At 67.7% G+C, this 14,717-nt stretch carries 12 protein-coding genes; 8 read left to right on the forward strand and 4 right to left on the reverse strand.

The window, feature by feature from the left end:
• Positions 1-36: 36 nt before the first annotated feature.
• Both ACI3KU_RS18605 and ACI3KU_RS18610 read right to left on the reverse strand, forming a co-directional pair.
• Positions 37-270 (reverse strand): RNA-binding S4 domain-containing protein, encoded by a 234-nt coding sequence (locus ACI3KU_RS18605; RefSeq protein WP_404923828.1) that lies wholly within the window; start codon positions 268-270, stop codon positions 37-39.
• 95 nt (positions 271-365) lie between these two features.
• Positions 366-1,244 carry a helix-turn-helix domain-containing protein gene (locus tag ACI3KU_RS18610; protein WP_404923829.1) on the reverse strand — a complete coding sequence of 293 codons (879 nt, stop codon included), beginning with the start codon at positions 1,242-1,244 and terminating at the stop codon, positions 366-368.
• A gap of 91 nt (positions 1,245-1,335) precedes the next feature.
• On the opposite strand from ACI3KU_RS18610, the gene ACI3KU_RS18615 reads away from it, so the two are divergent.
• The 7 genes from ACI3KU_RS18615 to ACI3KU_RS18645 all read left to right on the forward strand — a co-directional run bounded on the left by ACI3KU_RS18615 (position 1,336) and on the right by ACI3KU_RS18645 (position 11,871).
• Entirely contained in the window at positions 1,336-2,676 is a 1,341-nt protein-coding gene (locus tag ACI3KU_RS18615; protein ID WP_404923830.1) for a cellulase-like family protein, read from the forward strand.
• Between the two features lie 39 nt (positions 2,677-2,715).
• Complete coding sequence (locus ACI3KU_RS18620) at positions 2,716-4,008, forward strand: ABC transporter substrate-binding protein (RefSeq protein ID WP_404923831.1); 1,293 nt, start codon at positions 2,716-2,718, stop codon at positions 4,006-4,008.
• On the forward strand, positions 4,005-4,931 hold the full coding sequence (locus ACI3KU_RS18625) for a carbohydrate ABC transporter permease (RefSeq protein ID WP_404923832.1): 927 nt from the start codon (positions 4,005-4,007) through the stop codon (positions 4,929-4,931). The genes ACI3KU_RS18620 and ACI3KU_RS18625 overlap by 4 nt, the downstream gene beginning before the upstream one ends.
• Before the next feature lies 1 nt (position 4,932).
• Positions 4,933-5,799, forward strand: coding sequence for a carbohydrate ABC transporter permease (locus ACI3KU_RS18630; protein WP_404923833.1), 867 nt, complete (start codon positions 4,933-4,935; stop codon positions 5,797-5,799).
• Positions 5,800-5,816: 17 nt separating this feature from the next.
• Entirely contained in the window at positions 5,817-7,940 is a 2,124-nt protein-coding gene (locus tag ACI3KU_RS18635; RefSeq protein WP_404923834.1) for an alpha-galactosidase, read from the forward strand.
• A gap of 128 nt (positions 7,941-8,068) precedes the next feature.
• Complete coding sequence (locus ACI3KU_RS18640; protein WP_404923835.1) at positions 8,069-10,990, forward strand: DUF5107 domain-containing protein; 2,922 nt, start codon at positions 8,069-8,071, stop codon at positions 10,988-10,990.
• Positions 10,987-11,871, forward strand: coding sequence for a DUF4380 domain-containing protein (locus tag ACI3KU_RS18645; RefSeq protein ID WP_404923836.1), 885 nt, complete (start codon positions 10,987-10,989; stop codon positions 11,869-11,871). Before ACI3KU_RS18640 ends, ACI3KU_RS18645 begins: the two co-directional genes overlap by 4 nt.
• Before the next feature lies 1 nt (position 11,872).
• Here ACI3KU_RS18645 and ACI3KU_RS18650 read toward each other — a convergent pair whose 3' ends face one another.
• A complete protein-coding gene (locus ACI3KU_RS18650; RefSeq protein ID WP_404923837.1) occupies positions 11,873-12,808 on the reverse strand; it encodes a methyltransferase family protein in 936 nt (311 codons plus the stop codon).
• A gap of 3 nt (positions 12,809-12,811) precedes the next feature.
• The gene (locus ACI3KU_RS18655) at positions 12,812-13,696 is read right to left on the reverse strand and encodes a hypothetical protein (RefSeq protein WP_404923838.1); all 885 of its coding nucleotides are present in this window, start codon (positions 13,694-13,696) and stop codon (positions 12,812-12,814) included.
• A 449-nt stretch (positions 13,697-14,145) separates the two neighbouring features.
• Here ACI3KU_RS18655 and ACI3KU_RS18660 point away from each other — a divergent pair, with 449 nt between their 5' ends.
• Positions 14,146-14,418, forward strand: a complete 273-nt coding sequence (locus ACI3KU_RS18660; protein ID WP_404923839.1) for a hypothetical protein — start codon at positions 14,146-14,148, stop codon at positions 14,416-14,418.
• Positions 14,419-14,717 lie beyond the last annotated feature (299 nt).

Here is a 14,717-nt window from a genome sequence, read left to right on the forward strand (position 1 = left end):
CGCTGGTGGCGCCAGCCGAGGGGGCCGGGCGTGGCGTCAGCCGAGGAGGCGGACGCGGACGGTGCGGTCGTCGAGGTCGACGATGTCGCCGTCGTGGAGCTGGCGGCCGCGGCGCACCTCGATCTCGCCGTTGACGGCCACGAGACCCTCAGCGATGGCCTCCTTGCCCTCGCCGCCGGACTCGATGAGGTCCGCGAACTTCAGGAACTGGCCGAGGCGAATCATGTCGCCGTCGATTTCGACCTCGGGGATGTCTGCGGAGCTGGTCACCCGTCGATCGTATCGACCCCACACCACGCAAGAAACCTATGCGAGGCCGAGAAGCCCGGCGTCACGGGGTTTCTCGCCAGCGCCCAGCCTCACGCTCAGGGCACGTGCTGCCGCGATGCCGCGCGGAACTGCGTGGGTGAGGAGCCGTTGATCGCGCGGAACTGCCGCGAGAAGTAGAACGCGTCCGGATAGCCCACCTGCGCCGCGATCTCCGTCACCGGAAGATCCGTGGTCACCAGCAGCTCGCGGGCGCGTGCGCTGCGCAGCCGCTTGAGGTAGTCGACGACGCTGTAGCCGGTCGATGCCTTGAACAACGCCGAGAAATGGGACGTGCTCAGCTCGGCGAGTCGAGCCAGCTCCGAGACCGGCAGAGCCGAAGCGAGATTATCGCGCAGGTACTCCTGGACCACGTGGATGCGATCCGCCGTGTGGCGTTCGCGACGCAGTCGATCCGCCGCGAGGACGGCCAGCAGGTGCCAACCAGCTCCGGCGGCGCGCAGCAGCGTTCCCGTGGTCTCATCCGCCTCCAGCAGCGTGACGACCTGCTCGATGAGGGTGACGGCGGTGAACACATCGTGCAGGTGTACGACGGGATCGTCTTCGGCCCCGCGGATCTGCGCCACGAGTTCCGCCACATCCGACCCGGTGGCATGCAGCCACCAGATGGTCCAGGGATCCTCTTCGTCGGCGAGATAGGAGTGCGCGCGGTCGGGTGGCAGCACTACCGCATCGCCCGGACCGACGGGGAGGCGTCGGCCGTCCTGCACCACCCAGCCGCCGCCGTGCGTGCACACGATGACGATCGCCTCCGCGGCTCCCGCCGCGCGGATCCTCCCGTGCGCCGCCGCGCGGGGGAAGTATCCGGCGTCAGTGACCAGCAGGCGCTGGGTTACGGGTCGGGCGCGCGCCTCGGCGGCGAGCGGTACGGGCAGAACGCGCAGACGCTGACCGGGGAACCCATCGCGACGGAGCATGCGCCGACGATAGCACTCATCGGAGAATCATCCAGGTATGCCGGAGAAACCAGCATTCCGCACCCATCGTGACCATGGATATCGTGGCGTCATGCTCACAGGAGAGATGACGGCATCAGCCGATCGGACAGGTCGCTACGTTCCCGTTCCGCCGCATGAGGGCCTTCCTGACCGCCTCACCATCACCCTCTGGGACTTCTCCTGGTACGTCCGCACGGGCGCGGGCGAGCCCTTTGAGAGCCTGGACCGGGCGGCAGCCGAGGCGGTCGAGCGCGGTTACAACACGATCCGAATCTGCGCGATGCCCTTCCTTCTGTTCGGTTCGGGGCTCGACACCACCGCGGTGGAGCTGGACCGGCTGGGCGGCGACTACGCGCAGAACGTGCGCTGGTACGACGTCGGAGCGCCCACCGTCATCGACGGCCGAGCGCACCTGCGGGAGCTGTTCGAGGTCTGCCAGCGGCACGGGCTCTTCGTGATCCTGTCGTCGTGGGAGTACCAGCAGTCCTCCTCGTTCGCCGTGGATTCGGCATGGTGGGACGCCCTGCGCGCCGTGGACCCGGAGGATCGCGCCGAGCGTCTGGCGGAGTCCTTCGCGATGCTCATCGACTTCCTCGCCGAGCATGGGCTGGACGATCGCATCGCGTTCACCGAACTGCACAACGAGGTCCAGATCGGCCATCTGAGCGACGGCCTCACCAGTTGGCTGGTGGACGACGCCCGCACCGTCGTCGAGCTGGAGTCGCGCCTCACCCGCGGACTCGCGCGCTTCCACGAACTGCAGCCTGACCAGCCGGTGACAGTGAACTACGCGCATGTCCCCGTGGCATCGATGCGCGCGATTCCGCACAACATCGACGTGCTCGTGGTGCACCCCTACATCTACGGCGTGCTCGACGAGGTGACGCAGGCGTTCGACCTGCGCGGCTCGCTCGCCGACTTCCCGCGAGCGGCGGTGGAAGCCGCGGGGATCCTCCGCGCCGACGCCCCTGACGCGGAGAGCTGGGTGCTCCCTCCGGATCAGGCGTGGAAGTCGGAGGCGACCATCGTCGGCAAGCCGGAGATCTTCCTGCATGACTGGGTGGACGCCGACGCGTTCGACCGTTTCCTCTACGAGCGCTACCAGGTGCATCGGACGGAGATGGACCGCGTGCTGCGGATCTGGTTGGACGTGGCGGCCGATGCGTCGCGCGCCCGCGGGATCCCGCTGGCATTCGGGGAGGGGTGGATCGGCTACACCCCGCTGCACGGCACTTTCGAGGAGGGGCCGGTGGGCAGCGAGTTCTGCCGACGAGCGGTACGAGAGTCCGCTCGCGTCGGAGCCTGGGGCACCATCGTGTGCTCCAATGCGGCTCCGCATCATCCGATGTGGGCCGATGTCGCGCTCCAGATCGAATGCAACCGGATGTTCACGGAGCATCCCACCCCCTAGGCGCACGCGCCTCATCCATCGGTCGTCGAGGAGGACACCATGGCACCAGAACTGCAGGTCACACGTCGAACCTTCCTTGCGGGTGCGCTCGCGCTGGGAGGAGCATTCGCTCTCTCCGGCTGCGTCACCGGAGGCTCTCCGGGCGCGAGCGGCAGCGGCGGCGCCGCGAGCGGCACCCTCACCCTCCAGTCATCGCTGTCGGATCCGGCACCGAAGGCGGCCCTCACCGCGGTCATGGACGCCTACACGGGCGGCAAGGTCACCCTGAACACGGTGGCGATCGAGCAGTTCCGCGCGCAGCTGTCCACCTACCTCTCCTCCAACAACCCGCCCGACGTCCTCACCTGGTACGCGGGCTCGGTCGCCCGCGACTACGCCAGCAAGGGATACCTTCTGGATCTGTCGGAGATGTGGACCGGCAGCGGGGCTGCCGCGAACTTCTCGCCCGCTCTGAAGGCGCTGTCCACCGACGACAGCGGCAAGCAGATCTTCCTGCCCACCTCCTACTACTGGTGGGGCGTGTTCTACCTCAAGGACAACTTCGCGAAGTGGGGTGTCTCGGAGCCGAAGACCTGGGACGAGTTCATCGCGATGTGCGACAAGCTCAAGGGGATGGGCATCAACCCCCTCGCCAACGGCATCGGCACGACGCCGTGGATGGCGTCGGGATGGTTCGACATCCTCAACCTGCGCGTCAACGGCGCGACCTTCCACCGTGAGCTGCTGGCCGGAAAGCACTCGTTCGACAGCGCCGAAGTTCGCAAGGTGATGTCGTACTACGCCCAGCTGGTGCCGTACTTCGACCCCAACATGACCTCCTACGCCTGGCAGGACGCGGCCACGCCGCTGGTGCAGGGCAAGGACGCGATGTACCTCACGGGTGCGTTCATCAGCCAGAACATCACCGACAACCCCGACAACCTCGACTTCTTCAGCGTGCCGGTGATCGACCCGTCGGTTCCGACCGCCGAGGAAGCCCCGACCGACGGCTACTTCGCCAGCGCGAAGACGAAGGATCCGAAGGGCACCCTCGCGATGCTGTCCTACCTTGCGAGCCCGAAAGCTCAGCAGGAGTTCATCGAGAAGGCCGGCTCATCGAACCTGCCGACCTCGCCCGATGTCGACGCGTCGCAGTTCAGCCCGCTGGTGCAGAAGGGTCTGAAGCTGCTGAACGAGACCGAGGAGATCACGCAGTTCTTCAACCGCGACTCCTCCGACGCCCTGCAGACCACCGCCGATACCGCGCTGACGAAGTTCCTCGCCAAGCCGGGCGATGTGGACAGCATCCTCAAGGAGTGGCAGACAGCCGCAGAGAAGGTGTGGAACTCGTGAGCCGCCCGGTGGGCACGGCGACCGCGACGATCGTGGCCGGTCGCCGGCGGCGCAGCGCGGTCCGCCGTGTCCCACCGATCATCTGGGCCTTCCTCCTCATCCCGCTGGTGGTGGAGCTGGCCCTGGTGTTCTGGCCGGCGATCAACAGCTTCTACATCTCCCTCACGAAGTGGAACGGGGCGGGCGCGCCCGAGTGGGTGGGGTTTCGCAACTTCGAGAACCTCACCACGGATCCGGTCTTCATCCAGGCGCTGCTGAACAACATCTACTGGGTCATCGGGTTCGGCGGCGCCTCGGTGGTGATCGGCCTGCTCCTCGCTCTCGCGTTGAACCGTCCGCGCCGGGGCGTGGGCTTCTATCGCAGCGCGATCTACCTGCCCATGGTGTTCTCCCTCGCCGTCACGGGTTTGTTCTGGCGACTGCTGTATCAGCCCGACGGCGCGGTGAACTCGGCGCTCGATGCCATCGGGCTGGGTACCGTCGCCCGGCAGTGGCTGGCCGACCCCAACACCGCCCTCACCGCCGTGCTGATCGCCGCGGTCTGGCGACAGTGCGGCTACATCATGGTGCTGTACCTGGCCGGCCTCAAGGGCGTGGACCCGACGCTGGAGGAGGCGGCGCAGGTGGACGGTGCGAATCGCTGGCAGCGGTTCTGGCGCATCGTGATGCCGCAGATGAGGGGCGTCAACTCCGTGGTGTTCGCCGTCACGGTGATCGACTCGCTCCGCACGTTCGACATCGTCTGGACCATGACGCGCGGCGGCCCGTACAACTCCACCCAGCTGCTGTCGACGTACATGTACCAGACCGCCTTCTCCACGGTTGATCTCGGGTACGGATCGGCGATCGCCGTGATCATCTTCCTGCTCGCGATCGTCTTCATCATCGGCTACCTGGCCAGCGCTGCACGATCGGAGGACTGAGATGAGCACGCAAACCGCCACGCTCCATCAGGCTGCGGACACCCGTCCGCGTCGCCGCCACGCCTGGGCGTTCCACGCGGTGATGGCCCCCGTCTCGCTGCTGTGGGTCGCGCCGCTGATCTTCGTGGTCTTCGTCGCCTTCCGCTCCTTCTCCGACATCACCGCCAACGGTCTCGGCGGCCTCCCGCAGTCCTTCTCGTTGGACGGTTTCGTCACGGTCTTCACGCAGGGGCTTGCGGGAAACGCGCTCTGGAACAGCGTGGTGGTCACGCTGTTCACGGTGCTGCTCTCGCTGCTGCTGTCCTCGTGGGCCGCGTTCGCGCTGAGTCGCTACGAGATTCCGCTGCGGCGCACGATTCTGCTGATCATGCTGGCCGGCAACCTGCTGCCCGCACAGATCCTGCTGATTCCGGTCGCTCGCATCACCGAGACTCTGGGCATCGCCGACACCCTCTTCGCGCTGATCGTGGTGCAGGTGGCGTTCGGCATCGGGTTCTACACGTTCGTGCTCTACGGATTCATGCGCTCGATCCCCACGGAGATCTTCGAGGCTGCGCGCGTCGACGGCGCGGGGGAGCTGCGGGTGTACCTTCAGCTCGTCCTGCCGCTCACCCGTCCGTCGTTGGCGGCGCTCGGAGCGCTGGCCACCACGTGGGTGTGGAACGACCTGATCTGGGCTCTCACCGTGCTGCGCACCGAGTCCAAGTTCCCGATCACGGCGGAGCTGCTGAACATCCAGGGCGGCTTCGTCAGCCAGTGGAACGTGGTGGCCGCCGGCGCGATGATCGCCGCGCTTCCCACCGCGATCGTCTTCTTCATCTTCCAGAAGCAGTTCGTGTCGGGCCTCACGCTCGGCACGGGCAAGTGACTCATTCAAGGAGCACCATGTCGCAGTGGCACCTGCACACTCGCCGCACGTCGTACGCCCTGAGCCTCACCGCCGATGCGTCGGGTGCGGTGTCCGACTACTGGGGTCCCGCGCTCGCGGTGGGCGAGGATCCGGCACCGTGGGCGGAGCCGGACCGCTTCGTCGGCTATGCGGCGGACGCCGATGCCCAGCCCCTCGAATACGCGAGCGACGGCCAACGGCACACCGCCTTCAGTGAACTTCTCATCGATCGAGGGAACTCGCGCACCGGCGCGCGGTGGATGCTGCACGGTGAGCCGCGGTGGCGTTCGGATTCGAGCGGCGACGAGCTCGAGCTGGCGTTCCGGGATGAGACTGGAACACTGGAGCTGGTTCTGGGATACCGCAGCTCCCGCGAGCACGACGTGATCCGTCGCTGGACCCGCATCGCGAACCACGGTTCCGACACGGTGACGCTCCCGCGCGCGTTCTCCGCGGCCTGGAACGCTCCCGTGGGTCAGCGCGTGCGCGTGGACTATCTCGCCGGCTCCTGGGCGCGGGAGTTCCAGGAGCGCAGCGCCCAGGTGCACTGGGGCACGTTCAGCATCGGCAGCAGGCAGGGCGTGACGGGGATGAGCTTCAGTCCCGTGGTGCGCGTGAGCGCGCTTCCGGACGAGGACGACGTCGCAGCGCGATCCGGAACCGACGTGTACGGTGTGGCCCTGGACTGGAGCGGATCGTGGCGGCTGCAGGGGGAGTCCGCCGCCGTGGGCTCGCACGCTCGGGTGTCGGTCGGCGTCGATGATGACGTCACGACCGTCACGCTGCTGCCCGGTGAGGAGTTCCGCACCCCGGACAGCCTGGGCGTGCACGCGGCGTCGGCGATCGAGCTGCCCTCCCGGTGGCACGAGTTCCAGCAGGGACTGGCGCGCGAGCGCGGCCGCCGCACCCAGCCGATCGTCTACAACTCGTGGATGGCCACCACCTTCGACGTCGACATCGCGCAGCAGCTTGAACTGGCCCGACGGGCCGCGGCGATCGGTGTGGAGACGTTCGTGCTGGATGACGGATGGTTCCGCGGGCGCACGTCTGATCGCGCGGGGCTCGGGGGCTGGCAGCCCGATCCCGCGAAGTTTCCCCATGGCCTCGGCGAGCTGGCGGACGGTGTCGAGGCGCTCGGCATGAGGTTCGGGCTGTGGGTGGAGCCCGAGTGCGTGAATCCCGACTCCGATCTCTTCCGCGCCCATCCCGACTGGGTCTATCGCGCCGAGGGGCGTCCGCTGCTGACGATCCGCAACCAGTACGTGCTCGATCTCGGACGCGAGGAGGTCGTGCTGTGGGTGATGGCGACGCTGCGTGACCTGCTGTCGTCGGCGCCGATCGGCTATCTGAAGTGGGACATGAACCGGCCCGTGACCGACGGCGGGCGACCCGGCGATCCGCACGGGCGGCAGTGGAGCGTGCAGCACACGCGCAACTACTACCGCGTGATGGACATGCTGCGCGCGGAGTTCCCCGACCTCATCGTCGAGGCGTGCGCATCGGGTGGGGCTCGCATCGACAACGCGGTGCTGCAGCGTTCGGACGTGGTGTGGACCAGCGATCAGGTGGGTCCGCGCGATCGACTCGTGATCCAGCACGGCTTCCTCAGCGCGTACCCGTCGTGGACGATGAGCTCGTGGGTGGCGGAGGACGACGGCCACCGTGATCGTGAGGCGGCGTCGCTCGGCTACCGCTTCGCGGTGGCGATGTGCGGTGTCCTGGGCATCGGGCTGGATCTGTCGCGCACGTCCGACGCGGATCTGGAGGAGTGCCGACGCAGGGTCGAGGCCTATCGCGGGATCCGTGACGTGATTCTCGATGGTGACGTCCGCACGCATGGCACCCCACACCGCGGGCTCTACACCGTGGAGTACACGGCCGGAACTCGGAGCGTGTTGTTCGTGTTCGATCGCGACCGCGATCGTGTCCGGGATCGCGATGCGGCTCGCGTATTCCCGGCGGGGCTGTGTCCCCACACCCGGTATGCGGTGCAGGACGGCTTCGGCCATGCGACGGAGTTGCAGATCACCGCCGAGGAAGCCGCGGTTCGCGGAGTGCCCGTGGCGTTCTCGTGGGCTCCGGACGCCGACGTCCTGATTCTGGATGCGATCGAACGATGATCGTCCAGGCTTTGGTCACGAACGGCCGAAATTGCAGGGCACATCGCTCCACGACATCGGTGAAAGATCCAGGTCGATCAGCGGTTCGGCCATTCAGCCGGGTGGGGCGGCGCTCCTAGCGTATGAGCATGCAACCTGAGATCCGCATCGACCCCTACCGCACCGAGCCGCCCACGCACCTGCGCGCGTTGCTCGAGCGCGGCGAGGTGATCGCCTGGGAGGACGAGGTGGTGCTGCCCACCTACCTGCCCGACACCCCCTCGCAGCTGCCGATGTTCCTCGACCAGCGGGTCTATCAGGGCTCCTCCGGGCGCGTCTATCCGCTGCCGTTCATTGAGGGGGTGGCCCGTGACAGCGTCGATCGTGCGTGGCGCGTGGTGCACCTGGAGAACGCCTACCTGCACGTCACGGTCCTGCCGGAACTGGGTGGTCGCATCGCCACCGGATTCGACAAGACCACCGGGTACGACTTCCTCTATCGCAACGACGTCATCAAGCCGGCGCTGGTGGGGCTGGCCGGCCCGTGGATCAGCGGCGGCATCGAGTTCAACTGGCCGCAGCATCACCGCCCCGCCACGTTCCTTCCCATGCAGTGGTCGATCGAGGAGGGCGACGACGGGTCGCGCACCGTGTGGTGCTCCGATCACGACCCTTTCACGCGGATGGCCGAGGCGCATGGGATTCGGCTACAGCGCGACAGCACGGCGATCGAGATCGCCGTGAACCTGCACAATCGCACGGCCCTGAAGCAGACCTTCCTGTGGTGGGCGAACGCTGCGGTGCGCGTGCACGACGACTATCAGTCCTTCTTCCCGCAGGACGTGCACTACGTGGCCGACCACGCGCGGCGCGCGATCACCGCCTTCCCCGCCGCGGATCGGCCGTACTACGGCGTCGACTACCCGGCGCGGGGGCGCGAGTGCTCCGGCGGTGATCGCATCGACTGGTACCGCAACATCCCCGCGCCGACGTCGTACATGGTGGTCGACACAGCCGAGTCGTTCTTCGGCGGCTACGATCACGCCGCCGCGGCGGGCATCGTGCACTGGGCGGATCGTCGGATCTCCCCGGGCAAGAAGCAGTGGACGTGGGGGAACTCGCCGTTCGGGCACGCCTGGGATCGGCATCTCAGCGACGACGGCGGTCCTTATGTGGAGCTGATGGCCGGTGTGTTCACCGACAATCAGCCGGACTTCGCCTGGCTCATGCCGGGGGAGATCAAGCGCTTCTCGCAGTTCTGGTACCCGATCCCGGCGCTGGGCCCCGCGCACGCGGCGACGCCGCGGGGGGCGCTGCATGTGGAGGCGTCCGACGACGGTGTCGCCGTCGCATGTGCGGTGACCGCGCCGACGTCCGTGGTGTTGCGGCTGCTCGATGCCGGTGCGATCGTCGCCGAGGAGCACCGCGACCTGGTGCCCGGTGAGGTGCTGCGCGTCGCGGCGTCGGGATCGGATGTGCGGGTCCTCGCGCAGGACGATGCGGGCGAGATCATCGCTGAGTGGCGCCCCGCAACGGATCCTCTGGTCGAACCGTGGGTCGCCACCGCGCCGGCATCGGCAGAGGACATCGTCAGCGTCGACGAGCTGTACCTCACGGGGCTGCACCTGCAGCAGTATCGCCACCCCACACGTCGCCCGGAGACGTACTGGGACGAGGCGCTGCGGCGTGACCCGGGGGATGCCCGCACGAATCTCGCGCTCGCGGAGACGCTGTTGCGGCGCGGGTCGTATGCCGAAGCGCGCGATCACGCCGCGCGAGCCATCACTCGTCTCACCGCCCGCAACGAGCGGCTGCGCGACACCGAGCCCTACTACCTGATGGGGCTGATCTGCGAACGACTCCGCGACGACGATGCCGCGCTGGACTGGTTCGCTCGTGCCGGCTGGGATGGCTCCTGGGCAGCTGCAGCCGGGGTGCGCGCCGCGCGGATCGCACTGCGCCGCGGGGACCTGCGCGGTGCGCTGGCCGACGCGAACGCGCTCGCCGCAGCGCGTCCGGAGGATGTGGCGCTGACCGTGATCCGCGTGGTCGCTCTGCGGGGGCTCGGCGACGTGGAACGGGCTGACGTCGTCCTCGCCGATGCGCTGCGGGTCGAGCGCGGTGACGTGCTGCTGTCGTTCCTGGCCGAGGGCGCGGTGCCGGATGACGCCGGCCTGCGGCTGGACCTCGGGCTGGAGCTTCGCGACCTGGGACTCACCGAGGACGCGGTTCGCCTGCTGGAGGCTGCGGCGCTTGTGGAACCCACGAGCGCGGGAAACCCGGCGCCGATCGCCCGGTACGTCCTGGCCGCGGTGCTCGACGACCTCGGAGATGTCGCGGGTGCCGTCGCGGCACGACAGCTGGCTCGCGACACCGATTCGCGCTGGTGCTTCCCCGCGGGTCTCGAGGCGCACGACGCGCTGACCCGCGCGCTCGCGGTCGATCCGTCCGATGTGGTCGCGGGCGAGCTGCTCGGAATGCTGCTCTATGACGCGCAGCGCCGGAACGAGGCGGTGACGCTGTGGCGGGACGCGGCAGATCGGAGTGACGCCCCGCGTCTGCACCGCAATCTCGCTCTGGCACTGTTCGAGGTCGATCACGACGCCGCGGGAGCGTGGGCGCACTACGTCCGTGCGGTGGAGGCCGACCCTCGCGACGCACGTCTGCTGTTCGAGTGGGACCAACTCGCTGCCCGCCTCGGTCATTCCGTCGAGGAGCGGCTCGATCGACTGCGGTCCCGGGTCGACGTGGTGGAGACGCGTGACGACCTGACCGTCGAATACGCCCGCCTGCTCACGGCTGCCGGCGAAGCTGCCCAGGCGCTGGAGCTGCTGGAGCGTCATGAGTTCCAGCCCTGGGAGGGCGGCGAGGGCCGAACGCTCGCCGCGTGGGACGAGGCGCGGGCTGCTCTCGGATTCGGGCTTGCGGATCCGCCGGTGAACCTCGGCGAGGACCGCCCGTCGGCCACGGCACCGGTGGCCAAGCATGAGGATGGCAGCACCGACTACTTCGCCACGAGCCTGCCCGACGTGCTCCTGTTCACGTACGACCCGCGTGCGAAGTCCGCGTGACGCAGCTGCTGACCCTGCGTCGTGGGGATCTCGTGGCGGTCGTTGCTCCGGATCTGGGTGGTCGGGTGCTTTCCTTCACGCGGGCTGGCGACGAAGTGCTGTGGCGGAACACGGATCTGCTCGATGCCGACCTGCAGCCCCGCGAGGCGGTCCGACGGGGAACCATCGGGTTCGGCGAGTGGCTGAACTGGGGCGGAGACAAGTCCTGGGTCGCCCCGCAGGGGTGGGACTCACCGGATCTCTGGCCCGGCCCACCGGATCCGACCTTCGATGGCGGAGTCTTCTCGGTCCACGACCTCGATCTCGACTCCGTCGGTCTGGTGAGCGCCGACGATCCCGCCACGGGCGTGCGGATGCGCCGGGACATCGCCGTGACGGCCGACGGAATGACCGTGCGAACCACGCTCACCAACGTCGGTGAGGTCTCGCGCACCTGGGCGGCGTGGGAGGTGGTGCAGTTGCCGATCGAGGCCGAGGACCTCCGTTCCGGGTCAGTGCTCGTGCGGACGTCTCGCGCGGCGTCGCCCCACGTGCTGCACCGGTTGGTGGGCGATCTGCCCGTCGCGATCCGGGACGGCGTCACCGAGGTGCAGCTGACGGACGCGGTCGGCAAGCTCGGGTTCCCGGACTACGACGGGTGGATCGAGTATCGCCGTGCCTCGGGCGTGGGCCTCCGACTTTCGAGCGCCGTCGCCCGTGGACCTCATCCCGACGACAGCCCGGCACAGCTGTGGGTGCAGACGCCGCAGCCGCAGCCGATCGCCGAGCTGGACGGCTTCCGTGCCACTGCGGCGCTGCTGGAACTCGAGCTGGTGAGCCGACTGGCGACCCTCGCCCCCGGGGAGAGCGTCGACCTCCCGGTCCGCTGGACCCTGCTCTGACTCAGCCGCGCCGAAGGCGGAGCCGCGGGAACCAGCAGTTCACGCTGTCGCGGTAGCGGCGGAAGGGCTCACCGAAACGTTGTTCCAGGTCGGCCTCCTCGCCTGGGCGCACCAGCCAATTCCAGATCAGCGCTCCGGCCAGCGCGTAGAGCACCACGAGCCAGGATCCGAGGATGAGCCCGGACGCCACGCCCTGACCGATCCCCGCCACCGCCATGGGATTGCGGACCACGCGGTAGGGCCCGACGATCACCAGGTCGCGAGCGGCCGCCGCAGGCAGCGGTGTTCCCTCGCCGAGCGACGCCATCACCGCGGCGGACCACAGCCCGATCGGAGCCGCGGCGACGAACAGGATCACGCCGACGACGTGCACCCAGCCGGGAACAGGGATCGCCAGCTGCCAGCGCTCCTCGATGAATCGGATCCCCAGCGGCACCAGCCACAGCAGCACGGCCCAGAACACCATGATCTGCGCCGCCGTGTTGAGGAGATGATGTCGCGCACCCGTGCCGCGTGCCGGACGGATGCGGAAGGGACCCTGGAAGATCCACTCGGCGGGCACGCGGTTCAGCAGCAGCACGACCCCAGCGGCCACGGATCCCACACTGGCGGCCACCATGAGCAGAGCGCCCCATCCCGCCTGCGTGGTGACGGTGGCATACAGGGCCATGCCCGCCGTGATCAGCACGGTCCACGGCGCAATGATCCGGGCGCTCCAGCGCGGACCGAACGCCGCGAGCAGCGATCCGCCGACGAACAGCGGGATGTCCACGACGGCGATGAGCGCGGCGTCGAGATCACCGAGCGTCGCCGTGCGGATCGGCGGAATCGTGAACACAGTGATCCACCACAGCGCGCCCGCCAGCGCCTGCACGCCGAAGTAGACGCGCGCCCACCGCGCGTCGATCGTCGACACGTCGAAGCGGCGGGCGCTCATCTCTCAGAGACCGAACTGAGTGCGCCAATAGCGGAGGAAGGCCGCCCCTGCCTCATCGTGGATGAGGTCGCCCTCCACGATCACCCGATAGGGCTTGTCCAGCACACCGTCCGAGGGGCGCACGTCGACGTGGGCGACATCGAATCCGTCGGCGTGCAGCTGATCGGCCATCTTGTAGTCGGAGCGCGAATCGCCCACCGATCGCCACGTACGCGGCAGCGGTCCGCGCGCGACGAAGTGCTCCAGGGCACGGACGGCGCCCCGGTCCTTGTCCAGCAGCACCGATTCGATGTCGGTGGAGATCACGGTGGGATCCACGCGGAACGGCACGGTGCCCGCGGCGTCGGGCTGCTCTCGATCGCCGTACCGCAGCCCCAGCCCGCGTCCGGTCAGCAGCGCGTAGGCGTCGTCCTGGAACGCGGACTGCGCGGCGTAGTAGGTGGGGGAGTCGACGTCGGTGCGCTGCTCCACGGAGATCATCGCGCGCTTCGTCTCGTCGAAGAACATCGTGTCTCCGTACGTTCCCTCGGCGAGCGCGCGGATGGCGGCGATGTCGTCGGGGTGGAAGGCGACCGACTCGTCGACGGTGATCTCGCCGAGCCCGTTCGCATCAATCGGTGCCCACACCGCGCCCTTCTCGAACACGCCGAACATGCGGGCACCGGGCGCACGCAGCGCATCGGCCAACCCGTGCGCCATCAGTGGCGTCACCACCTGCTCGTCGATGAAGGCGTCAGAGCGCCCGGTGACGAAGGCGATGGGAACGCCGGCCGCGGTCAGCGCGATGAGGTCGTCGATGATCGTGGGGATGGCGATGGTGCGACTCACGGGCGAGGCGATGGGCCCGTCTACGTCGAGCAGGAGTCCAAGATCGGGTGCGTCACTCACGCTCCCACCCTAGGGCTTCGCCTGGTGCGTCCCGCGGCGGCCCTACGCTGTGGGAAGGAGCGTGGCGGCGGTGCGGAGGCAGTCGGGTACGCGATAGCCGACCGACCGACGGGAAGCGCGAGCATCACCGCGACACGTTTGACTCGCCAATTTCGCCACGACCAATGCGTCGACAGCGACGGGCTGCCTTCTTGCTGTCGTTCTCCATCTCGCCGGGGGGCATGTTGCGACGGGTGATGCGAAAGACTGGATGGCTGAAGCGTCACTTGCGCTACGTTTCCTTCGTGGCAGTACTTGGTTGGCTATGCACGCTGGTGTTTCTCTTGTGTATCCTCATTGGGTGGCCCATTAGCTTACGGGGCTGAATCGTATGTTGGCTTCTGGCCTTGGATTGAACCGCTTCGAAGTGATGGGCACCGACAGCCGTCAGGCTCCTGTAAACTGACAGGATGGCACCTTCGTCTCTTGCCTTCTTTAGCCCGTACGGCCGCATTGGGTCAACCGTGAATGTCGTGGTGAGCGGTGGGAGTGCGCTGTTTCTGACGATCTGGGGAATTACGCACGGGGCGCCGCAGTTCTTCTTGGTTGCCGCGGTTTTCGCTGGAATGTGTGTATTCGGCTTTGTTCCCGTTATGCGGAAAGCTTACGCGGCGAAGCGTGCCACGCCGGCCGCGAACGTCGATATGCCACCCCAGGATGATGATGCAACTCAGGACCATTGAATTAACCTGCCCCTCCGCCCTTCATCACTGATCTGATAGTGCGCGAATAGCAGGGTCAGTAGTCGGCGGAGGTTCCGGCAGGGGAGTGGAAATCTGGCCTCAGCGTGGTGAAAGCGATGAGATATCGAGCAATTACGTCGGCTACCTGTTGTTCCAGATTCCGCTCTTTATTGGTTCATCGCGTTTGAGGGTGTAGGTGGGGTCTGAATCCTCCGGTTTCGAGCAGCGATCGGGTGATGTAGTTGGTGAGGTTGCGGAAGCCGAGCGCGGAGCCGCGGAGGTGCTCAAGTCTGCCGTTG

The sequence above is a fragment of the Microbacterium sp. ZW T5_56 genome (assembly GCF_044987425.1).
Lineage (GTDB): Bacteria > Actinomycetota > Actinomycetes > Actinomycetales > Microbacteriaceae > Microbacterium.